Raw genomic sequence first — 23,475 nt, 5'->3', positions numbered from 1 at the left:
CCTTGCGGGGGCGGTCAGTTGGCGGGCATGGGCATCTGCATCGGCACCAGCGGGGCGCCCTGCAGCTCGTCCACCGCGGCCCGGGCGGCGGCGCGCGGGGTGGCCACCGGGTCGTAGTGGCTGACGACGCTGATCCAGGTGCCGTCGGCGTTGCGCATCACGTGCAGCTGGACGCCGTCGATCACCACCTCGAATCCGCCGCCGTGTTCGTGGTGGTGGCCGCCGCCGCTCATCGGGCGGCCCTGTATCCGGCGGCCCTTGTAGACCTCGTCGAAGGTCATCGGCATCGGCATGGGGTGCTCGTGGGCCGCGGCCGTGGCGGCGGGCGCGACGACGCCGGCGGCGGTGGCCGTGGCGGCCAGGGCGGCCGCGGCGGTGAGCGCGCGGCGACGGCTGATGTCGGGCATGCGGGTCCTCCTGGAGGGTGCTGTCGGTGGTGACGACGCATGCCTATCGGGGCCTTCGGTACCGGAAGAAATCGCCCGGAACCGGTTGGCTGCGATCCGGACAATTAACCACATGTCGTACAGGGTTGAACGAAGTTGATCTTGTCGCGGCCGGCAGGTGATCCACCCCGGAACGGGGAATTCCTTGCCCCGGCGACCGCCTTTTCGGTGATCTCTCTCGGGTTCCGTCTGTCCGAGTGGTGCTGCTCACCACGCCAAACTGGCGCGATCGCGCGGCCTGAACCTCCTGCTACCCTGCGGTGCAGTCCGAGCACGTTCAGTGACTGACAGAGGTGTGTGCGTGAAGGTCGTCTGTGCCGGGGGCGGGCCCGCGGGTCTGTACCTCGCCATCCTGCTCAAGCGGCGGAACCCGTCCGACGACATCACCGTCCACGAGCGCGACCCCGAGGGCTCGACGTACGGCTGGGGCGTGACCTACTGGCGCGGCCTCCTCGGCCGGCTCCAGGAGTGCGACCCCGACTCGGCGCGGGCGATCGAGGACGCCTCCGTCCGCTGGAGCGACGGCGTCGCCCACGTCCGCGAGCTGACGACCCGTCACCACGGTGACGAGGGCTTCGGCATCGGCCGCCACCGGCTGCTCGACCTGCTCGCCGACCGGGCCCGCGCGCTCGGGGTGCGGCTGGAGTACGAGAGCAAGCTCACCGAACCGCCCGCGGACGCCGACCTCGTCGTCGCGGCCGACGGCGTGCACAGCGCCCTGCGCACCCGGCACGCCGACGCCTTCGGCACCGAGATCACCTCGGGCCGCAACCACTACATCTGGCTCGGCACCACCCAGGTCTTCGACGCCTTCACCTTCGCCTTCACCGAGACCGCCCACGGCTGGATCTGGGCCTACGGCTACGGCTACGGCGACGGGCACAGCACCTGTGTCGTCGAGTGCTCCCCGGAGACCCTCACCGGCCTCGGCCTGGACCGGGCGGACGAGGCGGAGGGACTCGCGCTGCTGGAGGAACTCTTCGCGGACATCCTCGACGGCCGCCCCCTCATCGGCCGCCCCGGCGCCGGATGGCTGAACTTCCGCACCCTGACCAACCGCACCTGGCGCAACGGCAACCTGGTGCTGCTCGGCGACGCGGCCCACACCACCCACTACTCCATCGGCGCCGGCACCACCCTCGCCCTGGAGGACGCCATGTGCCTCGCCGACGCCCTGCACACCCACCCCGGCCTGCCCGAGGCCCTCGCCGCCTACGAGCACCGCCGCAGGTCCGAGCTGCTGTCCGCGCAGAGCGCCGCCCGCTACAGCGCCCGCTGGTACGAGAACCTGCCCCGCTACATCGACCTGCCCCCGCACCGGATGTTCGCCCTGCTCGGCCAGCGCCACTCACCGCTGCTGCCGTACGTCCCGCCGCAGCTGTACTACGGCCTCGACAAGGTGGCCGGAGAGCTTCAGGTGCTGCGCCGGTTCAAGCGGTGGCTCGGCCCCCGGGCGGCGCGCGCCCTGCACGGCCGTTCCGCCATCCGCCGTGGTTAGCGCGGCTCCCTGATTCCCCCCACCCCGCAATCCCCCCACACGCAAGGAGTCCCGTCCATGGCTCTCTCCGACACCTTCGACCAGACCTCCTCCGGCTACAGCGTGCGACGCGCCTACTGGCTGGCCCAGGCGGCCGACCTGGCCTACAAGGACCGTGCCGTCATCGAGGACCAGGCCGCGAAGTGGGGCTTCGGGCAGGTGCGGCACCACGAGACCCGGTTCACCCCGCCGTTCCCGCTGCAGGACACCCAGGCGTACACGATGGTGAGTGACCGGATGATCGTCACCGCGTTCCGCGGCACCGAACCGACCCAGATCAAGGACTGGCTCACCGACGCCACGACCCCGCCCGTCGCCGGCCCCGGTGGCAACGGGCACGTCCACCACGGCTTCGCCGAGGCCCTGCGCTCGGTGTACCCGGACGTCGCCGACACGCTCGAGGAACTGCGCGGCGACGGCCAGAGCCTGTACTTCACCGGGCACAGCCTCGGCGGCGCCCTCGCCATGCTCGCCGGTGCCCGGATGTACCTGGAGAACCCGCACCTCGCGGCGGACGGCGTCTACACCTTCGGCCAGCCGCGCACCTGCGACCGGCTGCTCGCCGAGGCGTTCCACCGGGGGCTCGGCAGCCGTACGTACCGCTTCGTCAACAACAACGACATCGTGCCCCAGCTGCCGCCCGAGCCCGTCTTCACCCATGTCCGGGCCCTGCGCTACATCGACTCCAAGGGCAAGCTGCACGACAGCATGCCGGTGTTCTCGGCCCTCACCGACCGGGCCGCGGGGCTGACCGCCGACGTCTTCGCGCCCGCGTCCGACGGAATCCGCGACCACTTCATGCACAACTACCTCACGGCCCTGGAGAAGAACCTGGGCTGACTCGGGCGCGGCTCGGGAACGGGTGAAAGGCGTTGGTGAACAGGCATTCACCCGATAGGGTGAATTGTTATTCACCATGCCCTCGCCCCGTCCCCAGGAGTGCCGATGGACCGCCCCGTCCCGATATCCCGGCCGCCCGACGCCCCGGCCGCGGCAGCCGCGCCGCGGGACCGGTTCACCATCCCGGTGCTGGCGTCGGGCGGCATCCTCATGGCGGTCATGCAGACCGTCGTCGTCCCCCTGCTGCCGGACCTGCCCCGGCTCACCGGAGCGTCCGCCGCGACCGTCTCCTGGATGGTCACCGCGACCCTGCTCTCCGGCGCCGTGCTCACCCCCGTGCTCGGCCGGGCCGGTGACATGTACGGCAAGAAGCGGGTGCTCACGGCCGCGCTCGCGCTGATGACCGCCGGCTCGGTGCTGTGCGCCCTGTCCTCCGACATCGGCGTGCTCATCGCCGCCCGCGCACTGCAGGGCGCCGCCGCCTCCGTCGTCCCCCTGTCGATCAGCATCCTGCGGGACGAACTCCCGCCGGAACGCCGGGGGTCGGCCGTGGCGCTGATGAGTTCCACGGTCGGCATCGGCGCCGCGCTCGGCCTGCCGCTCGCCGCGCTGGTCGTCCAGTACGCCGACTGGCACACCATGTTCTGGCTGACCGGCGCCCTGGGCGCGCTGGGCGTCGCGGGCACCTGGTGGGCGGTCAGGGAGTCGCCGGTGCGCGAGCCCGGCCGCTTCGACGTGCCCGGCGCGCTGGGACTCGCCGCCGGGCTGGTGTGTCTGCTGCTGGGCGTCTCCCAGGGCGGCACCTGGGGCTGGGGCAGCGCCCGGGTCCTCGGGCTGTTCCTCGCGGCCGCCGTCGTCCTCGCCCTGTGGTGGTGGCAGCAGCTGAGGGCCGAACGGCCGCTGGTGGACCTGAGTCTGGTCACCCGGCCGCGGGTCGGTCTGTCGCATGTGGCGGCCCTGCTGACCGGGTTCGCCTTCTACGCCAACTCCCTCGTCACCGCCCAGCTGGTGCAGGCGCCGAAGGCCACCGGCTACGGCCTCGGCCTGTCGATCGTCGCCACCGGTCTGTGCCTGCTGCCCGGCGGCGTGACCATGCTGCTGTTCTCGCCGCTGTCGGCCCGGATCTCCGCCGCGCGCGGCCCGCGGATCACCCTGGCGCTGGGCGCCGCCGTCATCGCCTGCGGCTACGCCGTCCGCATCGCCGACAGCCGCGACCTGTGGATGATCATCCTCGGTGCCACGGTGGTGGCGACCGGCACGACCCTCGCCTACTCCGCGCTGCCGACCCTGATCCTGCGCGCGGTCCCGGCGAGTCAGACCGCCTCCGCGAACGGCGTCAACGTCCTCATGCGCACCATCGGCCAGGCCGTCTCCAGTGCCGCCGTCGCCGCCGTCCTCGTCCACCACGGCAGCCCGGTCGGCGGCGTCCCGGTCCCGACCCTGCACGGCTATCTGCTCGCGTTCGCGATGGCGGGCGCCGTCGCCCTCGCCGCCTGCGCGACCGCCCTGACCATCCCCGCCGACGGCACCCGCCGGGCCCGGGCCGCCACCCGCAACGCGCGCGACGACGCACTGGAGGGAGCATGAGCACCGTGAGCACCCCACCCGGGCCGGACACCCGCGCCCCCGGCCGCCGTGACGCCGAGGTCACCAAGGCCGCCATCCTCAAGGCCGCCCGCTCCCTCCTGGCCCGCCAGGCCCACGCCGACATCACCCTCAAGGCGGTCGCCGAACGGGCCGGTGTCAGCCCGCCGTTGATCCTGAAGTACTTCGGCAACAAGGACACCCTGTTCGCCCGCGTCATGTCCTTCGACACCGACGCGGACGCCCTGCTCGACGCACCGCTGCCCGGACTCGGCCGGCACATGGCCCGGCACGTCCTGGCCAGCCAGCGCGAGCGGGGCGCTGACCCGTTGCTGCGCATCGCCTTCGCCCCGCTGCACGGCGACCACGGCGACGTCCTGCGCGCCAACTTCCGCGCCCAGGTGACCGAACGCCTCGCCGCCCGGCTCCCCGGCCCCGAGCCGGGCCTGCGTGCCGAACTCGCCGTCGCCGCGCTGGTCGGGCTCGGGGTGATGTACGGCATCGCCCGCGGACCCCATCTGAGGGAGACCGACGTCGACGCCATCGCCGACCGCTACGGACCGCTCGTACAGGCCCAGTTGACCCCGGAAGGCTGACTCGGGGCTCAGCGATCCTCGCCCGGCCCGGTGAGCAGGGCCTCGGCGGACGTGCGGAAGGCCGCGAGCAGACGGCCGTCGTCGCCCGCGCGGGTCGCCAGGACGACCTGGCTGGGCTTGACGCCGTGCAGCGGGACCGTGGTCAGGTCCGGGCGGATCTGCAGGCCCGGAACGCCCGCCGTGATCGCCAGCGTCCGTCCGGAGGCGACGAGTTCGAACTTGTCCTCGAAGTCGTCGACGTACGGCCCGTCGGGTGCCGGGCGCCCGTCGGGCCGTGGGTCGATGCGCCAGAACGCGTCGCGGACCGGGTCCCCGACCCGGGGGAGCGGCTCGTCGGCGATGTCGTCCAGGGTGACCGACTCCTTGCCGGCCAGCCGGTGGCCGACCGGGACGACGAGGACGCGGGGCTCGTCGTAGAGGACCGTCACCCGCAGGCCCTCGACCGGGAACGGCAGCCGGGCCACGAACGCGTCCACGCGGTGCTCGAGCAGCGCCTCGCGGGCCTCCTGCCAGTGCATGTGCGCGGTCCGTACGTCGGCGTCCGGGAACCCGCGCCGCAGCTCGCGCACGGCCGGGGTGACGTAGACCCCGGTGGCGTACCCGATGGTGATCCGGTGGGGCTCGGCGGCGGCGCGGGCCACGGCGGCCGCCTGTGCCGCGGCGCGCAGCAGGGCTCTCGCCCGCGGCAGGAAGGCCTCGCCCGCCTCGGTGAGCCGGGTGCCGCTCGGGGTCCGGTCGAGCAGCCGGGCTCCGAGCACCTGCTCCAGGCGGCGCACCTGACGGCTCAGCGACGGCTGGGTGATGTGCAGCGCGGTGGCGGCACGCCCGAAGTGCCGGTGCTCGGCGACGACGGTGAAGTACCGCACCAGTCGCAGATCGAGGTCGGTGGTGCCTGCCGGTCCGTCCATGGCGCCAGCGTACGTTCCCTTCCCGACCTGGTGTGATGCCTCAGGTGTATCGCCCTGTGCGGAACAGGCCTTGGACGCGGCCGGCCCGGTGGCCGAACGATGGAGTCACGTCCACCCAGCATCCGAGGAGCACATCCGCATGCGTGTTTTCGTCACCGGTGCCACCGGGTTCATCGGCTCCGCCGTCGTTCCCGAACTGATCGGCGCGGGCCACCAGGTCGTCGGCCTCGCCCGCTCGGACGACGGCGCCGTCGCGCTGAAGGCGGCCGGGGCCGAGGTCCACCGGGGCAGCCTGGAGGACCCCGAGGGCCTGGCCCGTGCGGCGGCCGCGGCCGACGGCGTCATCCACCTCGCCGCCATCCACGGCGGCACCGACCCCCACGCCGCGGGCGCCGCCGACCTGCGCGCCATCGAGGCGATGGGCGCCGCGCTCGCGGGCTCCGACCGGCCTTTCGTGGCCACGTCGGGCACGGCGATCGCCGCGGTGGGCCGCCTCGTCACCGAGGAGTACGGGCCCGCGCCGGGCACCCACCGGACCGCCTCCGAGGAAGCGGCCGTCGCGCTGGCCGAACGCGGCGTGCGCAGCTCGCTGGTCCGGCTCGCGCCGAGCGTGCACGGCCGCGGCGACCAGGGCTATGTGCCGCGCCTGATCGCGATCGCCCGCGAGAAGGGCGTCTCGGCGTACGTCGGTGACGGCGCCAACCGCTGGCCCGGCGTCCACCGGTACGACGCCGCCCGGCTGTTCCGGCTGGCCCTGGAGAAGGCACCGGCGGGCAGCCGACTCCACGGCACGGACGAGGAAGGGGTGCCGTACCGGGACATCGCCGAGGTCATCGGCCGGCATCTGGGCATGCCGGTCACCGGGATCCCGGCCGAGCGGGCGTACGACCACTTCGGCTTCCTCGGCCGGTGGATCGCGGTGGACAACCCCACCTCCAGCGCGCTGACCCGCACGTTGCTCGGCTGGGAGCCACGCGAGGCGGGACTCCTCGCGGACCTGGACGAGGGCCACTACTTCCAGGCCTAGTCAGCGAAGCAGCCGGTCCAGGAAGGCATTGCCGAACACCCGGTGCGGGTCGAGGCGGTCGAGGGTCGCGACCGCCCGGGTCCACACCTGCCGGCCGGAGGTGCCCGGCACGACCGTGCCGAGCACCTCCGCGTCGCTCCAGGCGGAGCCGTCGGTGTACGCCCAGCCCTTGGACCACTCCGCGCGGGCGAGGGCGTACCGGCCGTCGTAGGTGCCGAACAGGAACCGCTCCAGCTCGCGCAGGAACGCCTCCGCATGCGGCGTGCCGGGCAGCGTCAGCACGTCCAGCCACACCGCGGTGTCCCACTCGGGACGCTCCGCGCGCGGCCGCACCGCCGACAGCAGCGGGGTCCGCGCACCGGGAACGCCCGCGTCGGCCGGGTCGTCCAGGCTGGTCACCCGGATCTCCACCGAGCCGTTGACCGGGAAGCGGCCCCGCGCGGCGTACGCGGCGAGCAACTCCCGGTAGCGGCCGGTGAATTCGTGCACCACCCGCTGCACCCCGGCCCGTGAGGTGAGCACCGCGTACCCGTTCGCGGTCACCCGCAGCGTGGTCGGCCGCAGATACAGCAGGGTGTTCTTCGACGGCCCCCACAGGTCGGCCGAGTCCGTGGCCGCCAACCCCAGCCTGGCCACCGTGAGCTGCGCGGTGCCCACCTCCGGCGCCAGATACCAGCCCGCGCCCGCGACCAGCCGGCCCACCAGGTCGGCCACCGGCGTCGGCACGCTGTCGGAGAACGGGTAGTTGTACGGCGAGGTGACGTGTCGTGCGCCGGGCGGCCGTACCGGTGTGACGCTCCACTCCTTCAGCCACGGGAACTCGGTGAAGGCGAACCAGATCGCCTCGACACGGCCCGAGCGGCGCAGAAAGCGCTCCAGGGTGCGCCCGCCGGAGCCCGGCGCCGCGAACAGTTCGCGGGCCGCGATGTCGGTACGGCTCGCACATCGCAGGGTGCTGTCCGGGCCGACCCGCAGCACCGCCTCGGTGACGAAGGCCCGGCCGAGGTGGGTGAGCAGCGCGGCGCAGTCCGCCTCCTCGCGACGGAACGTCCGCAACACGTACGCCCCGCTGTCCGCGTCCCACACCACCGCCGTCAGCTCCAGGACACGGTTGCTGAGCGAGCCGTACGTGCTCCCCGGCGGCGGGCGTTCGCCGTCTGCCGGTACGGCGGTGCCGTGCGCGTCGATCGCCAGGGCGCCGCCGAGGGTCAGATCGCCCGGCGCGGGTGTCGCCGTGAGCCCGAGTCCGTGCCCCTCCAGGAAGGTGAGCAGGGCCTCCAGGGTCACCCCGGTGCCGGCGCGGACCGCCGAGCCGGACTCCAGGGCCAGGCCGGTCAGATGGGGAGCGGTGTCGACCAGCACGGTCCGCGTCCCCGCCGTCGTCCCCTCGGTGATCGTGAGCGGCGACCAGCCGTGCGAGCGGCCCCTTGCCCGGACCCGCCAGCCGCTGCGCCAGGCCCAGTTCACCACGGCGAGCACCTGATCCGGTCCGGTCGGGGCACAGGCCCACAGCCCGTCGGCGGTGATCTCACCCACCCAGTTGCGGTAGGCCGAGCGGTAGAGCCTCACCTCGGCCGGAAACCCGGGGAGTTCGGCCGCGGCCACCGCCGGGTCGGCCTCGAGCAGCACCGGCACGGCGGCCAGCGCAGCGGCGCCGCGCAGCAGACCGCGACGGCTGAAGGCACCCGAACCGCCGTACGGAGAAGGGGAGTTGCCTGGCGTGTCCACGGAACGATCGATCACGGGCTCACCGTAAGCGTGCGCTTGACGTCCACCGCTCTTTCGTTCGCCCATATCACCCGTGTGGGTGAAAAACGCGCAGGGGGCGCACAGGAGGCGGGCCCGAGCCGCCCGTTCCGCGCGGACCGGTGCCGGATGACACACTGGCGCCATGGACGAACGCGAATTCGGCAGGTCGGGCCAGTGGGCCTCGGTGGTCGGTCTCGGCACCTGGCAGCTGGGCGCCGACTGGGGCGACGTGGACGACAAGGAGGCCCTGGCCGTCCTGGAGACGGCGGCCGAGTCGGGGGTCACCTTCTTCGACACGGCCGACGTGTACGGCGACGGACGCAGCGAGGAGACCATCGCCTCGTTCCTGCGCGGCCGCCCCGACCTGCACGTGCTCGTCGCCACCAAGATGGGCCGCCGGGTCGAGCAGATCCCCGAGAACTACGTTCTGGACAACTTCCGCGCCTGGAACGACCGCTCGCGCCGCAACCTCGGCGTCGACCGCATCGACCTGGTGCAGCTGCACTGCCCGCCGACGCCCGTCTACTCCTCCGACGCGGTCTTCGACGCCCTGGACACCCTCGTCGAGGAGGAGCGGATCGCGGCGTACGGGGTGAGCGTGGAGACCTGCGCCGAGGCGCTCACCGCGATCACCCGGCCGAACGTGGCGAGCGTGCAGATCATCCTCAACCCGTTCCGGATGAAGCCCCTGCACGAGGTGCTGCCGGCCGCCCGCGAGGCCGGGGTCGGCATCATCGCGCGCGTGCCGCTCGCCTCCGGCCTGCTGTCCGGGAAGTACACCAAGGACACCGTGTTCGCCGCCAACGACCACCGCACCTACAACCGGCACGGCGAGGCCTTCGACCAGGGCGAGACCTTCTCCGGCGTCGACTACGACACCGGTGTCGAGGCGGCCGCCGAGTTCGCCGCGCTCGCCCCCGAGGGGTACACCCCGGCCCAGCTGGCGCTGCGCTGGATCGTCGAGCAGGACGGCGTGACGACGGTCATCCCCGGTGCCCGCACCCCCGAGCAGGCCCGCGCCAACGCGGCCGCCGCCAAGCTGCCGCCGCTGCCCGGGGAGACGTTCACCGCGGTCCGTGAGCTGTACGAGCGCCGGATCAAGGACCAGGTCGAGGGGCGCTGGTAGTCACCCCATGGCACCTGTTTGAACGAACGGCCGGGCGGTTACACGGACCGCATGGCGGAGGCAGGACGGCGCAGGGGGCGGCACGAGACCGAGGAGGAGCGGGCCGACCGGATGTGGGGCGAGCTCATCCAGGAGGTCCGGGTCGCCCAGACGGGCGTGCAGATCCTGTTCGGCTTCCTGCTGACCGTCGCCTTCCAGCCCAGGTACGCCACGCTGCCCCACAGCGACCGGGTCATCTACATCGTGACCGTCGTCCTGGGCGCCTGCGCGACCGGTGCCCTCGTCGGACCGGTGTCCCTGCACCGCATCGTCTCCGGCTTCCGGGTGAAACCGCGGGCGGTACGGCTGGCGTCCCGGCTGACGTTCGTCGGCCTGGCGCTGCTCCTCGCGACGATGACCTCCGCCCTGCTGCTGATCCTCCGGGTCGCCACGCACGGGGGCTTCGTGCCCTACCTGGTCGCGGCCGTCGTCGCCTGGTACCTGGTCTGCTGGTACGGACTGCCCCTGTGGGCCCGCCGCCGGCACACGGTCCGCCCGGACGACCGGGCCCCCGGCCTGCCGCCGGGAGGCCCGGGACCCGGACGCGGCTAGGGGCGGACGTACGGCCGCGTCATGATCTCCATGTTGTGCCCGGACGGGTCGGCGAAGTACGCGCCAAGGCCGCCGAAGAGACGGTTGACTCGCCCAGGCTCGCGGTGGTGGGGATCGGCGTAGTAGGTGACGCCGAGCGCCTCCAGTCGGGTGATCATGCCGTCGAACCGCTCCTCGGGCACGAGGAAGGCGTAGTGCTGCGGCTGGATGGGCTCGTCGCGCCGCTCGTAGTAGTCGAGTGTGACCCCGTTGCCGAGGTCGACCGGCAGGAACGGCCCGAACGGGGCGCCGACCCTCAGCCCGAGGACGGCGGCGATGAACTCCGCGGACAACTGCCGGTCCCGCGCGAGGACGGCGGTGTGGTCGAGCCGGACGGTGGTCGCCGGGGTGTGCTGTGCGGTGGTCTGCATGGGTGGAGGCGTCTTTCGGGTCTCGAGGTCCGTGGGGAGCGGTGCCGCTGCGGGCACCGGGGCAGGAGCACTCGGAGACGACGGCGGGCCTCGCGCCCGCCTCGCGCTCACGCCGAGGCCGGGAACCTCACTCGTGTGTGGCCCATGGCCGACCCGGCAGTCACCCGGCCGACCCTACCGATCACCACCGGCCGGGGCAACGCCCTCCAGAGCCCGCAGCCGGCGGTCGTGGAGGCGGCCACGCCCGCGAACACGACGGACGGCACACGGCGCGGCGCGGGATGGGCACCACTCAGCCCCGCGGCTGCTCCCCACGCGCTCCGCGCAGCGCGGTCAGGCAGCTGCCGATGGCCTGCTGGAGGTCCTCCAGGCGCTGGACCATGTCGTCCTCGTAGAAGTCCTGGGCGTCGTCGAAGGTCAGCTCCTCGAACGCCTTGGTGGCCTTCTGCAGGCTGTTGTAGAACCTGGTCCGCCGTTCCTGGACGCGCAGTTCGGGGTCGGCCTCGACCGCCTCGGCGACGAGCGACTTCATGGTGTCGTAGGCCTCGGTGGCCCACTCGCCGGTGTCCTCGGTGTCCTCCAGCTCGTCGATGAGCGACAGATGCCGCTCGGCCTCCTCGCGCAGCTCGGCCGGGGCCTCGACGGTCTGCCCGGCCGGGGTCCTGAACTGCCCGGACTCGGCGATCTGGCGGACGTAGCCGATCCGGTCGGCGGCCCGGCTCTCGGTCGCGACGGCCTTCTTCAGGTCGTCGGTGCGGACGACGTCCCGCGCCAGCTCGGCCTGGAGGTCCGGGTCCTCCCGCAGCCGGTCCAGCAGCGCGGTGCGGGCCGCGCGGGCGGTGGAGGGGTCGGCGAGGATGGCGGCGCGCAGGGCGGTCGGGTTCTCGGCGACCTCCAGCGCCTTGGTCGGGCGGATGCCCTCCGCCTCGGCGGCCTCGGCGATCGCGGTGCCGCGCTCGGAGGCGGCGCTGTTACGGGAGACGTAGTAGGTCAACCACACGTCCGCGTCCGGCAGTTCGACGTCCTGCCCGGGCTCGAGGGTCTCGAACTGCGGCACGAGTCCGTCGTCGGCGGCCCGGTCCCATGCCTTGTAGTAGCGCATGACCCGCTCCGGGGAGCAGCCGGCCAGCTGCGCGAACTCCTTCGCCGACACCTTCGGCGTCTCACCGGCGGCCTGCCCGCCCGGCCGCACACTGCGGGCCACCATCAGCGCGAAGGCCCAGCCTCCGGTGCGCGCGTAGACGCCGAACTCACGGGCGTCGCGCGCCACGAGGTCGGACAGCGGCGCGGCGGCCGGGGCGGACGTCCCGGATGCCTCGGACGTCTCGGACGGGTCGATGACCAGGGTCACGGATGACTCTCCTGCAAGGATGGCTCGAGGGACCGCACCCGGAAGCGGGCGCGGACAGGAAAGCCTATATGGCCGCATTGACCATGCTTTGCCAGACCCGTGCGGGCGCGGCCGGCGACTGTCAGCCGAAGGCCTCCCGCAGCGCGGGGAGCAGGGTCCTCGCCGACCAGTCCAGGTACGCGGGCTGCGTGTCGCCGCCGATCTGCACGAGCGCGATCTCCCCGAACCCGGCCTCGGCGTAGGGCCGTACGGCCTCGACGAAGGCGTCCGGGGCGTCACCGCACGGGATCGCGGCGGCCACGTCGTCCTCGTCCACGAACCGCGTCGCCGACTCGAAGGAGTCCGGGTGCGGCAGCTCGGCGTTCACCTTCCAGCCGAGCCCGAACCAGCGGAACTGGGCGTGGGCGCGCTTGACGGCCGTGTCCCGGTCGGGGTCGTAGCACACCGGCAGCTGGCCGACGCGGGGCTTTCCGCCGCCGCCGTGCCGGTCGAAGGCCGCCAGCAGTTCCGCTTTCGGTTCCGTCGCGATGACCAGGTCGGCGAGGTGCCCGGCCAGCGCGCAGGACTGCTCGCCGGAGACGGCGATGCCGATCGGCGGCGGCTGCTCCGGCAGGTCCCACAACCGGGCGGACTCCACGTCGTAGTGCTGTCCGTGGTGGGTGACATGACCGCCGGCGAACAGCGCGCGGATGATCTTCACGGCCTCCTCGAGCATCTCGTGGCGCACGTCCACCGGGGGCCAGCCGCCGCCCACCACATGCTCGTTCAGGTTCTCGCCCGCGCCCAGTCCGAGCCGGAACCTGCCCCGCGACAGCAGCTGCACGGTGGCCGCCTTCTGCGCCACGATCGCCGGGTGGTAGCGGAGGATGGGGCAGGTCACATAGGTCATCAGCGGTATCCGCGAGGTGGCCTGGGCGGCGGCGCCCAGCACGCTCCACGCGTACGAGGAGTGGCCCTGCGCGTGCAGCCACGGAAAGTAGTGGTCGGAGATCACCGAGAAGTCGAACCCGGTCTCCTCGGCCCGCACGAGGTGGTCCACGAGGTCCCGGGGCCCGGTCTGCTCCGTCATCATCGTGTATCCGATGTGCACCATGGGCGGCGAGTCCCCAGGTCGGCGGATCGGAAACGAGGCTCCGGCGCCGGTCAGTCCCGCGGCGCGCGGAACGTCGCCAGGAAGGTCTTCAGCGCCAGCCGGTTCGCGGCGTCGTCCCAGGTCGCGGCCGGGGTGGTGAAGCGCAGGGAGAAGCTGCGCCCGCCGCCGATCAGGAAGCCGCGCCCGAACGTGTGCACCCGGGTGTCCCCGGTCCCCGACAGCCACTCCAGGTCGGCGGCCCGGTGGCCCTGGTACGTGGTGGCATGTGCGGCGGTGACGTTCTGGTAGCCGGGGAGCCGCTCCAGGTCCGGTTCGACGTCGTCCTGCCAGACGGCCACCGGGTCCGGGCCGACGTGTTCGCTGTAGGTGACGGCGAGCGTGGGGGAGGAGCCGCCCGCGCCGAAGGTGATCCGGTAGGCGTCCGTGACGCGCGTGGTGACCAGCCGCTTCCAGCCGTCCGGCAGCGCCACCGAGAAGCCCTCCGGCGCGCTGTAGCGGTGGTATCCGGCGGGCAGGGCGGCCGGGGCCGTCGCCGACGCGGTCGGCTTGGGGCTGGGAGGGGGCGAGGCCGTCGCGGAGGCGGAGGGCGGGGCGGCCGGGCCGGTTGAGGTGGTCGGTGTGGCCGGGGTGCCCGAGGTTTCCGAGGTGGTGGGGTGGGTCGGCGCGTGCGCGGTGGCGGTGCCCGGCAGCTGGTGGGTGACGGCCAGGGCCGTCACGGCGACGGCGACCACGGCCAGCGCGCTGGCGGCGGCCAGGATCCGTCTGCTCCGGACCCCTCCGGGGAGCCGCACGCCGGGGTGGACACCGCGCAGCCGGGGCACGGGGGCCGTCGGCAGGTCCGCGTCGCCGTCGTCGTCCAGGGCCCGGGTCAGGGCCGCGCGGGTCACCTGCCGGGGCAGCCGCTCGCGCGAGTTCTTCCGCAGCAGCCCCTGCACGGCCTGGGTGAGCGGGCCCGCGCGCAGCGGGGTGCGCAGCGGCAGCCGGTCCACGGCCTTCAGGGTGGCCTCGGGCCGGCCCCGGTCCCGGAACGGGGGCCGGCCCTCCACCATCGTGTACAGCAGCGCGCCCAGCGCCCACAGGTCGGCGGCCGGGCCGATCCGCTCGTCACGGGCCTGCTCCGGCGAGGCGTACGACGGTGCCGTGAGCCGCGGTACCAGGGTCGCCCCGGCCAGCCCGAACCCGGTGACGATCACCGGGCCGCCCTCCGGGACGAAGACCTGGCCAGGGCTCAGCTCGCCATGGGTGATGCCCTCGTCGTGCGCGGCCTGGAGCACGTCGAGCAGCTCCAGGCCGATCCGGGCCGACCGCTCCGGAGGGAACGAGCCCTCGCGGTCGAGGAGTTCGGTGAGCGGGGTGCCGTCGATCCACTCGGTGACCGTCCACAGGGTGCCGGACTCCACCACGGCGTCCACGACCGCGGCGACCTGGCCGGGGCGCAGCAGCCGCATGGTCTCCGAGGTCCGGATGACCCGGGCCTTGATCCGACGCACCGTGTCCTGGTCGAACGGCTCCGGCAGCGCGGTCTGCGCCACCAGCCGGGGCTGCTCCGCCGTCACGTCCTCGGCGTACCACCACAGGCGGTTCGTCTCGCGGGCGAAGACCTCCAGCAGCCGGTACCGTCCGGCGACCAACTCGTGTGCGGAGACGTGCGCCTTGACCATGGTCATCCCTCGCTGAAACCCCTGTCCGGTGTCTCCCAGGGGTACGCGGGGCGCGTGGGGGTGCGTTCAAAGAAATCCCGAATGCGCCCCCTTTTCCATGGATTCCGGGACGCGCCCGTGCTCACCGGCTGCGGGACGGCCCCGCACCGCTCACCTCAGCCCGAACCCGTCGGCCCATCCCATGAGTTCCCGGGGCGTCGTGTTGCCGCCGCACACCACGAGTCCCAGCCGGGCGCCGTCGCCGACCCGGGCCAGCACCTGCCGGGCCGCCGGCAGCAGACAGCCCGCGGCCGGCTCGGCCCACACCTTGGCGTGGTCGGCGAGGTCCAGACAGCCCTGCACGGCCTCCCGGTCCGGCACCACGAGCACCTCCTCGACCAGCGCGGACACATGGTCGTAGGTCAACTGGGACACGGACGGCGCGCTCAGGGTGGTGGCGAGCGAGGACACCGGCACCGGCAGCGGACCGCCCGCCTTCAGCGCGGCCGACATGGCCTCGGCGCCCTCCGTCTCCACGCCCCACACCCGCACGTCCGGGCGCCGGGCGCGCAGCGCGGCCGCCACTCCGGCGATCAGGCCTCCGCCGCCGATGCTGACGATCACGTCCGTCAGCTCCCGCGCGTCCTCGGCGAACTCCAGCCCCACGGTGCCCTGTCCGGCGATCACGACAGGGTCGTCGAACGGATGGACCAGGGTCAGCCCCTCGTCCCGCAGCCGGAGCACCAGCTGGAACGCGCTGTCCATGCCGTCGGTCAGCCGCACCGACGCCCCGGCCGCCTCGGCGAGTTCGATGGAACGCGCGGGCGCGGTCCGGGGCATCACCACGGTCGCCTTCACATCGAGGGCCGCCGCCATCACCGCGAGGGCGATGCCGTGGTTGCCGCCGCTGACCGCGACCACGCCCGCCGCCCGTTCGGCCTCGCTCAGCGACAGCAGTTTCGCGGTGGCCCCGCGCGCCTTGAACGAGCCGGTGCGCTGGAGCAGTTCGAGCTTGGTGGTGACCGGGACGCGGAGCAGCGCGGTCAGACCCGGGCTCGGTACGGTCGGCGTCCGTACGACGTGTCCGGCGATCCGTTCCGCGGCGGCTTCGATGTCCGAGATGCCGATCAAGGTGCTTCACCCTTCCGGCGCGGGGGTGGGAACCGCGCCCCTCGCACCCTCACCCGCCCGGACTCTCCAGGTCAACACCGTTTCGCAGGTGGCCCGTCAGGTGGTCCAGCAGCGTGAGCAGCTCCCCGACGGCCGCGGGGGAGCCGAGCGCGACCAGCACCGGGAACGCCCGGCCCGCTCCGGCACGCCGGGCGTCCCCCGCTCCGGGCCGGCGTGAGGCCGGGTGGCGAACAGCAGGTCGTCGGTCTGCCCGCGCGCCGGATCGGCGAGGGCCGCCGAGCGCAGCCGCAGGGCGCCGGGACCGCGCGGTGCCGTGGCCGGATCCGCACCACGAGGGCGAAGAGGGCGTCCCCGGCCAGTACGGCCGGTCCCGTGCCGTACGCCTTCCACACGGCCAGGCGGCGCCGCCTGGTCCCGTGCACCAGCTCCACGGCGACCGCCGCCGGTACGCCGGCTCGGCCGTTGGACCAGCCGAAGGAGTACGCGGCCATCTCGGCCACCCGCGGATGCGGCCCGCCCACCGCCTCCTGAAGCGCGGGCCGCACCGACTCCCGGCAGTTCTCCCGCCCGTGCTTGAGCCCGTCGCCCTCCAACCTGCTGCCCTGGGCGAACAGTGGGCCGTCATGGGTGACCTGGAACGGCTTCTCACCCTGGGACGCGCAGCACACGGCTACGTCACGCGGCGAAGCAGACCCCGGATTGACCAACAGTGTCCCAGGGGCCGGGGCGCAAACGGTCTGGGAAGGTTCAGTGCTGCTGGGCCTTCTGCGGGGTCTCCTCGCTCGGCCGTACCACCACGAAGCCCTCGCCCTGGAGCATGAGCTGCACCGCCTCGCCCGAACCGCCGCGCAGCATCGACCCGATGGACTGCGAGCGGTGCAGCGAGGTCTGCAGCTGCGCGGTCCAGCCGACCACCGCGTCCGTGTCGACGTACACCGGGGACTGCGGGGTGACCGGGATGACCAGCGGATTGCCCTCGCAGACCAGACCGAGCCGGCCCTGCCCGCTGAACACGCTGTTGAACAGCCCGCCGCCGGCGATGCCGGACCCCTTCACCGTCTTGATCTCGTACGACAGCGAGGGGTCGAAGCACAGCACGTTGCGTCCGTTGACCGTGAACCGGTCGCCGGACTCGACCTCGACGACGAAGCAGTTCTGCGCCTCGTGCGCGAACCAGGCCTCGCCCTGCCCGCGCACCGCCATGAGGGGCAGCCCCTCACCGGTGACCGCACGCTTCAGCATGCCGCCGACGCCCTGGCCCTTGCGCTCGAACTTCAGGTCGCCCCGGTAGGCGACCATCGCACCCTGGCGCGCGTACATCTCGCCGCTCACCGCGTAGCGGATGCACTTGGCGTTCTCGACGGACATGCCCGGCGCCAGGGCCGGCTGCACCATGTACTCACTGGAAAAGAGATCACCCTTCATGTCGGGCATGGTGTCCCGGAAGGCCTCGTTCCGCCAAGATCACGCAAAGTGGCCGGTCAGCCACCGAACAGCTGACACCAGTAGGTGCCCGCCCGGCCGCCGCCCGCGAACCCGATGCCTATGTGGCCGAACTCGCGCTTGAGGATGTTGGCCCGGTGCCCGGGGCTGTTCATCCAGCCCGTCACGACCTCGGCGGGAGAACGCTGGCCGCAGGCGATGTTCTCGCCGATGGTCCGCAGCCGGGAGCCGGCCCGGGCCGCCCGGTCCCAGGGCTGGGCGCCGTCGGGGGAGGTGTGGTCGTAGAAGTCCCGGGCCACCATGTCCGCACAGTGTGCCTGCGCCGCGGCCGTGAGCAGCGGATCGACGGCCAGCGGGGCCAGCCCGATCCGCCCGCGCTCGGCGTTGGTGAGCGCGACGACCTCGGCGGCCGCCCGGCCCAGCGCGTCCGGGGTCAGCGGAGCGGCCCACACGGCGGTCCAGTACCGGTCGCCCGCGTCGGCGTGGGCGAGGGCGGCATGCCGGAACCCGGGATCGAGCAGTGTCCGCCGGGACCGCTCGGACCCCAGGCAGTACTCGACGAACTCGGCGGGAGTGCGCGGCCCGGAGACCAGATGCTCCCCGACGGTGATGTACGCGTACCCGGCACCGGTGATCCGCTGATGAACCGAGACCCCGTCCCGCCCCTCGGCCCCCAGCCGCCCGGCGTCCGCCATGGCCCGGGCATGCGACCGCGCGGCGGACACGAGACGTGGTTCGAGGGCGATCCGCGGTGAACCGGCCTGCACACGGGCCCAGTTGACCAGTCGGAGGAAGTCGTCGTCGGCGGGGGAGCGGCCGTCGGCGGGGGAACCGTCATCGGTGACGTCCACCCCGAAGTCCCGGGCGAGCCCGGCCAGCCCGTCCGCGTACCCCTGCCCGATCGCCCGCAGCTTCCAGCCGGTGCCTGCCCGCAGATACAGCTCGGCCAGCAGCAGCACGGTCTCCGGTCCGGGTTGCGGCGGCGCGAACCGAGCCACGGCACGACCGGACCCGTCCGTGACCTCGAGCCGGGGAGCGGGCAACCGCCCGAGCGGCGTACCGGGCTCGGCCGCACTCACGACGACGGTGACGCGACACGCGCCGGCCCGTAGTCGCCCCGGTTCGACGGCCAGGGTGTCACCGCGCAACTGGACACCCGGCGCCTGGGGCTGGTTGTAGAACACGAAGTCGGCGTCGGACCCGACCCTGCCGTCCGCCCCCGTGACGAGGGCGGACACATCGAACTCGCCGGCCACCCGAAGCCGCACGGCGCCCTCGGGCAGGACCAGATTCCCTCCAGCCGTCAACTCGCGTGTCACACAAGCCAATCTACGGCGAGAACCCCCTACCCCTTGGCCTTCCCCTGCTTCCCGCAGAACGCGGACTCCAGCACGCCCCCCATCGCACTCTGCACCCCCTCGTTGTTGGACGTGTTCGCGACCGCCGCAAGACTCCGCGAACCGTCCTTCGTGGCGAAGGCGTACGTGTAGTACCCCTGCACGATCCCGGTGTGCCCGTACACGAAGACCCCGCACGACAGCGCACGCCGACGCAGCCCGAGCCCGTACGCGGTCGTACTGTTCACCGGACCGAACCGCTCCATCTCGCCGAGCCGCGCGGCGGACATCAGCCTGCCGCTCAGCAGCGCGGAGTAGAACGTGTCGAGATCCCGCGTGCTGGAGATGATCGCCCCCGCGCTCTGCGCCCAGGACACGGTCTGGACGGTGGCGTCGACCAGCGGGGTACCTGCCCGGTCGGGGGTGAGGTAGCCGCGGGCGTACCGGCCGGGGATCGTGGTCTCGGGGTGGACGTAGAACGTGTCGCGCAGCTTCAGGGGCTTGAAGATGCGGTCCTCGTACGCGGTCCGCACGGACTGCCCGGTGAGCTTCTCGATGAGCATCCCGGCGACGACGAAGTTGGTGTTGGAGTACGCGTACGCGGCGCCGGGCGCGTTGGTGCGGGGCTTCTTCAGGGAGAGGGCGACCAGCTGGCGGTAGGTGAAGACCTTGTTCCGCACCGCCTCGAAGCCGGACACGCTGTCGGCGAACATGTCGTTGGTGTAGTCGTACAGCCCGCTGCGGTGACTGAGCACCTGACGGACGGTGATCCGGTCGTCCGGCAGCAGCTTCGGCAGATAGCGGTTGACCGGCGCGTCGAGCGCCAGCCGGTGTTCGTCGGCGAGCTGGAGCAGGACGACCGCCGAGAAGGTCTTGGTGACGCTGCCGATACGGAACCGGTCGTCGGCGGTGAGGGCCCGCCGGGTGCTCCGGTCGGCGAGGCCGAGCGTCGCCTTGTACGTCGTGCCGTGGTCGTCGATGAGCGCCATGGCACCCGGCGCGCCCGCGCTCACCGCCTGCTTCAGCGCGGCGGCCACGCCGGCGGTGTCGGGCGCCGCGAGCGACGCTTCTCCCGGCGTGTCCGGCTCCGCCGTCGCGGCTCGCGCCGGAACGGCGAAGAGCGAGAGCGCGACCGCGCCGAGGACCGCACCCCGCCCCACCCTTGCTGAGACCATTCGGCACCCACTCCCATCCGTACGACATCTGATGCGATGTCGGTCACATCCCGGCCTTGGAACCTAAGGGGTCCGACCCGGCATCTCCACAGTCGACACACAGTTGATCAGTTTGCGATCACTCTATGGCGCTCGTTCGTAAAGGAATTCCATAGAAGTTCGCGAAACCGATCATTCCACCTTTACGTGCACATGACTGATCCGTAAGGGTTACCCCTCAGGGGCCCGACCAGCCCCCCGTGGCGCCGAACTGCGCCATGTCTCAAGGCGGTTGGTGATCCCGGCCGTCTTCGAACGAAGGAACCCTGATCAGTGCGTAGACCGCACATACGCGGCGTCGCCGTCGCCATCGCGGTGACGACCGCCGCCACGGGCCTGGCCGGTACGGCCTTCGCGGGGTCCGACACGGGGGTGGAGCGGTCCGCCGCGTCCGCCGGCACGAACGCCTCGGCGGTGGTGAAGGCGGCGCAGACCGCGGCCTTCGCAAACGCCTCGGCGACCGGCGTCTCGCAGGGCGACGAACTGCACGCCCAGGACGTCATGATCGACCCGGAGGGTGCCCGGCACGTCCGCTTCGTCCGGACGCACAACGGCATGCCGGTGCTCGGCGGCGACCTCGTCGTCCACCTCGACCGCACACTGGCCTACACCGGCGTGACCAGCGCGGCCGACCGCGCCGTCAAGCCGGCCACCGCAGCTCGGGCCAAGCTGACCGCGGACCAGGCCGCCGCCAGGGCCGCCCAGGTCGCCCAGGGTGACGCGGGCAGCGCCACGCTCGTCGTCGACGCCCGCGGCGGCGCCTCCGCCCTCGCCTACCAGGTGACGGTGACCGACCAGCAGGGCACCAACACCGTCGTCATCGACGCCGTCACCGGCAAGGTGCGCAGCAACACCCCCGACAGCGACGAGTTCCTGTCGCCCAAGCTGCTCGACAACCTGCGCCAGAACGGCGAGACGCTCGACCCGGCCACCGGCACCGCCTCCGGCGCCCCCGAGGCCGGCCTGCTCGGCTCCGGCGTCTCCGGCGTCTCCGGCGTCACCCGGTACCCCTCGCCCGCGAAGGGCACCGGCAAGACCCTCTTCGTGGGCAGCGTCGGCCTGACCACCACGGCCACCTCCAAGGGGCACTACCGGCTCAAGGACCCGAGCCGGTACGGCACCGAGACGCGCGACGCCAAGGGCACGTACACCGAGAAGTTCAGCGCGGGCTCGGCGTTCACCAGCACCACCGACGTGTGGGGCAACGGCACCACGGGCAACCGCGCCAGCGCCGCCGCGGACGCCCAGTACGGCATCACCAAGACCCTGGACTTCTACAAGGCCGCCTTCGGCCGCAAGGGCATCGCCGACAACAGCAGGGCCGCCCAGGGCATGGTCCACTGGGGCAGCAAGGTCGCCAACGCCTTCTGGGACCCGACCTGCACCTGCATGCTGTACGGCGACGGCGACGGCAAGACCTTCAAGAAGCCGCTCGTCGTCCTCGACGTCACCGGTCACGAGCTGACCCACGGTGTCGTCGACGCCACCGCCAAGCTGCAGCCGACGTATGTCGACCCCAAGGGCAACCAGTACGGCGAGCCCGGCGCGCTGAACGAGTCCCTCGCGGACATCTTCGGCTCGAACGTCGAGTTCTACGCCAACAACCCCAAGGACACGCCGGACTACCTGATCGGCGAGAAGCTGGGCCTCGCGCAGAAGTTCCTGCGCCGCCTCGACCACCCGTCGCTCGACAAGCTCGAGCACACGATCGACTACTGGTCGACGGACACCTACTACACCGAGGTGCACGCGGGCTCCGGTGTCTCCTCGCACGCCTACTACCTCCTCGCCGAGGGCAGCGGCAAGAAGACGATCAACGGCGTCGCCTACGACTCGCCGACCTACAACCACGCCACGGTCAAGGGCATCGGCCGCGCCAAGGCCACCGCCATCTTCTACCGTGCGCTCACCCGCTACATGGTCTCCACGACCGACTTCCACGACGCGCGCATCGCGACGCTGAAGGCGGCCAAGGACCTCTACGGCGCGAACAGCACCGAGTACAAGACGGTGGACAACGCGTGGGCCGCGGTCAACGTCACCGCCGCCAACACGCCGGCCGCCCGTCACTGACACCACCGTCGAACGGATTGCCGTACCCCTGGATGCCCCGCCCCGCGCGGGGCATCCGCATGTCCGGGGCCGAGCGCGCTGCCCGGCGCGCGCAGGTGTCCCAACTGCCTCCGTAACAGCCCTTGTTTCTTTTATTGACAGCGGAAAATAACGGCCATAGGTTCCCGGCCATGCGCTCGACCCCGCACGCCGAGACGTTCCCCGCGCACACGCCGGCCGTCTCACAGGTCTTCACGGCGGTGCTGTCCCACGGCCCGCTGACCCGCCTGGAGGCGGGCCGCCGGGCCGGTCTGTCCCCGGCCGCGGTCACCAAGGCCGTACGACCGCTGCTGGCCGCCGGCTATCTGGCGGAGGGCGCCGACGAGGAGGCCCGCGCCGCCCCCGGCCGGCCCGCCAGCCTGGTCCGGGTCAACGGCGAACGGGCCCTGTTCCTCGGTGTGAAGGTCACCGGCACCGAGCTGATCGCCGTCCTGGCGGACCTGTGCTGCCGTATCCGCCTCGCCCGCCGCAGGCCCCTGCCGGACCCGGAACCCGGAGCCGCGCTGGCCTCGATCGCCGGCCTCGTCCAGGAACTCCTCGCCCACGCCGCCGAGTCGGACGCGCCGGTCGCCGGGCTCGGCATCGCGGTCTCCGGCGCTGTCGACCGCGCCAAGGGCGTCGTACGCTACTCGCCCTTCCTGGACTGGTACGACGTACCCCTCGCCGAACTCGCGGGCATGACCACCGGGTTGCCGGTCACCGTCGACAACGACGTGCGCGCCCTGACCGTCGCCGAGCAGTGGTTCGGCGCCGGCGCCGGACTCCCCGGCTTCGCCCTCGTGACCGTCGGCACGGGCATCGGCTGCGGACTCGTCGTGCACGGGCAGGTGGTCGCCGGTGCCCACGGAGTGGCCGGGGAGATCGGGCATGTCGTCGTGGACCCCGCCGGACCCGAGTGCCACTGCGGCAACCGGGGCTGTGTGGAGGCGATCGCCGGCGAGTCCGCGATCCTCGCCCGCATGGCAGAGGCGACGGACCGCCATATCGCCGACAGCGCACAGGCGGTGGCCCTCGCGCGTGACGGCGTGCCCGGGGCGCGGGAGGTGTACGCGCGGGCCGGGGACGCCATCGGCCGGGGCATCGCCACCGTGGCCAATCTGCTCGGCCCCGAGCGCGTGATCATCTCCGGTGAGGGGCTCGCCGCCTACGACCTCTTCGCCGACCACATCCGCCAGGCGTTCACCACGGCCGCCTTCGGCTCCGCCGCCCGGTGCGACGTCCTGACCCGCCCGCTGCCCTTCGAGGAGTGGGCCCGTGGCGCCGCGGCCGCCGCGATCCAGTCCTTCATCACCCAGCCCCCCGGAAACCGAAAGGGCTGAGCCGCCCCGATCCGAACCCAC

21 protein-coding genes and 1 pseudogene are annotated in these 23,475 nt (G+C 72.7%); 10 read left to right on the top strand and 12 right to left on the bottom strand.

Annotated features, from left to right (window positions below):
• Positions 1-14: 14 nt before the first annotated feature.
• Positions 15-407, bottom strand: coding sequence for a tyrosinase cofactor (locus tag ACH47Z_RS34155; protein WP_399080728.1), 393 nt, complete (start codon positions 405-407; stop codon positions 15-17).
• A gap of 340 nt (positions 408-747) precedes the next feature.
• On the opposite strand from ACH47Z_RS34155, the gene ACH47Z_RS34150 reads away from it, so the two are divergent.
• The 4 genes from ACH47Z_RS34150 (at position 748) to ACH47Z_RS34135 (ending at position 5,003) form a co-directional block, all read left to right on the top strand.
• Positions 748-1,944 carry an FAD-dependent monooxygenase gene (locus ACH47Z_RS34150; RefSeq protein WP_399080726.1) on the top strand — a complete coding sequence of 399 codons (1,197 nt, stop codon included), beginning with the start codon at positions 748-750 and terminating at the stop codon, positions 1,942-1,944.
• Between the two features lie 57 nt (positions 1,945-2,001).
• Positions 2,002-2,823, top strand: coding sequence for a lipase family protein (locus ACH47Z_RS34145; protein ID WP_399080724.1), 822 nt, complete (start codon positions 2,002-2,004; stop codon positions 2,821-2,823).
• Positions 2,824-2,928: 105 nt separating this feature from the next.
• Complete coding sequence (locus ACH47Z_RS34140; protein ID WP_399080723.1) at positions 2,929-4,410, top strand: MFS transporter; 1,482 nt, start codon at positions 2,929-2,931, stop codon at positions 4,408-4,410.
• The gene (locus tag ACH47Z_RS34135; protein ID WP_399080721.1) at positions 4,407-5,003 is read left to right on the top strand and encodes a TetR family transcriptional regulator; all 597 of its coding nucleotides are present in this window, start codon (positions 4,407-4,409) and stop codon (positions 5,001-5,003) included. The genes ACH47Z_RS34140 and ACH47Z_RS34135 overlap by 4 nt, the downstream gene beginning before the upstream one ends.
• Before the next feature lie 8 nt (positions 5,004-5,011).
• On the opposite strand, the gene ACH47Z_RS34130 is transcribed toward ACH47Z_RS34135, so the two are convergent.
• On the bottom strand, positions 5,012-5,911 hold the full coding sequence (locus ACH47Z_RS34130; protein ID WP_399080719.1) for a LysR substrate-binding domain-containing protein: 900 nt from the start codon (positions 5,909-5,911) through the stop codon (positions 5,012-5,014).
• Between the two features lie 139 nt (positions 5,912-6,050).
• On the opposite strand from ACH47Z_RS34130, the gene ACH47Z_RS34125 reads away from it, so the two are divergent.
• Positions 6,051-6,938 (top strand): SDR family oxidoreductase, encoded by an 888-nt coding sequence (locus ACH47Z_RS34125; protein WP_399080717.1) that lies wholly within the window; start codon positions 6,051-6,053, stop codon positions 6,936-6,938.
• On the opposite strand, the gene ACH47Z_RS34120 is transcribed toward ACH47Z_RS34125, so the two are convergent.
• The gene (locus ACH47Z_RS34120) at positions 6,939-8,678 is read right to left on the bottom strand and encodes a cholesterol oxidase substrate-binding domain-containing protein (protein WP_399080892.1); all 1,740 of its coding nucleotides are present in this window, start codon (positions 8,676-8,678) and stop codon (positions 6,939-6,941) included.
• Positions 8,679-8,829: 151 nt separating this feature from the next.
• On the opposite strand from ACH47Z_RS34120, the gene ACH47Z_RS34115 reads away from it, so the two are divergent.
• Both ACH47Z_RS34115 and ACH47Z_RS34110 read left to right on the top strand, forming a co-directional pair.
• On the top strand, positions 8,830-9,813 hold the full coding sequence (locus tag ACH47Z_RS34115; RefSeq protein WP_399080716.1) for an aldo/keto reductase: 984 nt from the start codon (positions 8,830-8,832) through the stop codon (positions 9,811-9,813).
• A gap of 51 nt (positions 9,814-9,864) precedes the next feature.
• Positions 9,865-10,404, top strand: a complete 540-nt coding sequence (locus ACH47Z_RS34110; protein WP_399080714.1) for a DUF6328 family protein — start codon at positions 9,865-9,867, stop codon at positions 10,402-10,404.
• Here ACH47Z_RS34110 and ACH47Z_RS34105 read toward each other — a convergent pair.
• The 5 genes from ACH47Z_RS34105 to ACH47Z_RS34085 all read right to left on the bottom strand — a co-directional run bounded on the left by ACH47Z_RS34105 (position 10,401) and on the right by ACH47Z_RS34085 (position 16,029).
• Positions 10,401-10,814 (bottom strand): VOC family protein, encoded by a 414-nt coding sequence (locus ACH47Z_RS34105; protein ID WP_399080712.1) that lies wholly within the window; start codon positions 10,812-10,814, stop codon positions 10,401-10,403. The two genes, ACH47Z_RS34110 and ACH47Z_RS34105, sit on opposite strands and share 4 nt — an antisense overlap.
• A gap of 292 nt (positions 10,815-11,106) precedes the next feature.
• Positions 11,107-12,165, bottom strand: coding sequence for a hypothetical protein (locus tag ACH47Z_RS34100; RefSeq protein WP_399080710.1), 1,059 nt, complete (start codon positions 12,163-12,165; stop codon positions 11,107-11,109).
• Between the two features lie 121 nt (positions 12,166-12,286).
• Complete coding sequence (locus ACH47Z_RS34095) at positions 12,287-13,258, bottom strand: LLM class F420-dependent oxidoreductase (protein WP_399080708.1); 972 nt, start codon at positions 13,256-13,258, stop codon at positions 12,287-12,289.
• 50 nt (positions 13,259-13,308) lie between these two features.
• Entirely contained in the window at positions 13,309-14,925 is a 1,617-nt protein-coding gene (locus tag ACH47Z_RS34090; RefSeq protein ID WP_399080706.1) for a serine/threonine-protein kinase, read from the bottom strand.
• A 144-nt stretch (positions 14,926-15,069) separates the two neighbouring features.
• Positions 15,070-16,029: a threonine/serine dehydratase gene (locus ACH47Z_RS34085; protein WP_399080704.1), complete on the bottom strand. Its 960-nt coding sequence runs from the start codon at positions 16,027-16,029 to the stop codon at positions 15,070-15,072.
• An 88-nt stretch (positions 16,030-16,117) separates the two neighbouring features.
• On the opposite strand from ACH47Z_RS34085, the gene ACH47Z_RS34080 reads away from it, so the two are divergent.
• A complete protein-coding gene (locus tag ACH47Z_RS34080; RefSeq protein WP_399080900.1) occupies positions 16,118-16,246 on the top strand; it encodes a hypothetical protein in 129 nt (42 codons plus the stop codon).
• Here ACH47Z_RS34080 and ACH47Z_RS34075 read toward each other — a convergent pair.
• From ACH47Z_RS34075 to ACH47Z_RS34060, 4 genes and pseudogenes are all read right to left on the bottom strand, one after another.
• Positions 16,219-16,643 (bottom strand): annotated as a pseudogene (locus ACH47Z_RS34075) (polyprenyl synthetase family protein); the annotation flags it as partial. The gene ACH47Z_RS34080 and the pseudogene ACH47Z_RS34075 sit on opposite strands and share 28 nt — an antisense overlap.
• A gap of 133 nt (positions 16,644-16,776) precedes the next feature.
• Positions 16,777-17,454: an AIM24 family protein gene (locus tag ACH47Z_RS34070; RefSeq protein WP_399080702.1), complete on the bottom strand. Its 678-nt coding sequence runs from the start codon at positions 17,452-17,454 to the stop codon at positions 16,777-16,779.
• Between the two features lie 56 nt (positions 17,455-17,510).
• On the bottom strand, positions 17,511-18,791 hold the full coding sequence (locus ACH47Z_RS34065) for a CAP domain-containing protein (RefSeq protein WP_399080700.1): 1,281 nt from the start codon (positions 18,789-18,791) through the stop codon (positions 17,511-17,513).
• A gap of 26 nt (positions 18,792-18,817) precedes the next feature.
• Entirely contained in the window at positions 18,818-19,984 is a 1,167-nt protein-coding gene (locus ACH47Z_RS34060) for a serine hydrolase domain-containing protein (protein ID WP_399080698.1), read from the bottom strand.
• 312 nt (positions 19,985-20,296) lie between these two features.
• Between ACH47Z_RS34060 and ACH47Z_RS34055 the strand changes: the two genes are divergently transcribed.
• Together ACH47Z_RS34055 and ACH47Z_RS34050 are read left to right on the top strand one after the other, a co-directional pair.
• Positions 20,297-22,096 (top strand): M4 family metallopeptidase, encoded by a 1,800-nt coding sequence (locus tag ACH47Z_RS34055; RefSeq protein ID WP_399080696.1) that lies wholly within the window; start codon positions 20,297-20,299, stop codon positions 22,094-22,096.
• Positions 22,097-22,266: 170 nt separating this feature from the next.
• Entirely contained in the window at positions 22,267-23,454 is a 1,188-nt protein-coding gene (locus ACH47Z_RS34050) for an ROK family protein (RefSeq protein ID WP_399080694.1), read from the top strand.
• The last annotated feature ends 21 nt before the right edge of the window (positions 23,455-23,475 follow it).

Origin of the sequence: Streptomyces sp. NPDC020192 (assembly GCF_044388685.1) — a bacterium.
Taxonomy (GTDB): domain Bacteria; phylum Actinomycetota; class Actinomycetes; order Streptomycetales; family Streptomycetaceae; genus Streptomyces.
Note: the sequence above shows the minus strand (reverse complement) of the source record. Positions and strands in the feature narration are given on the sequence as shown.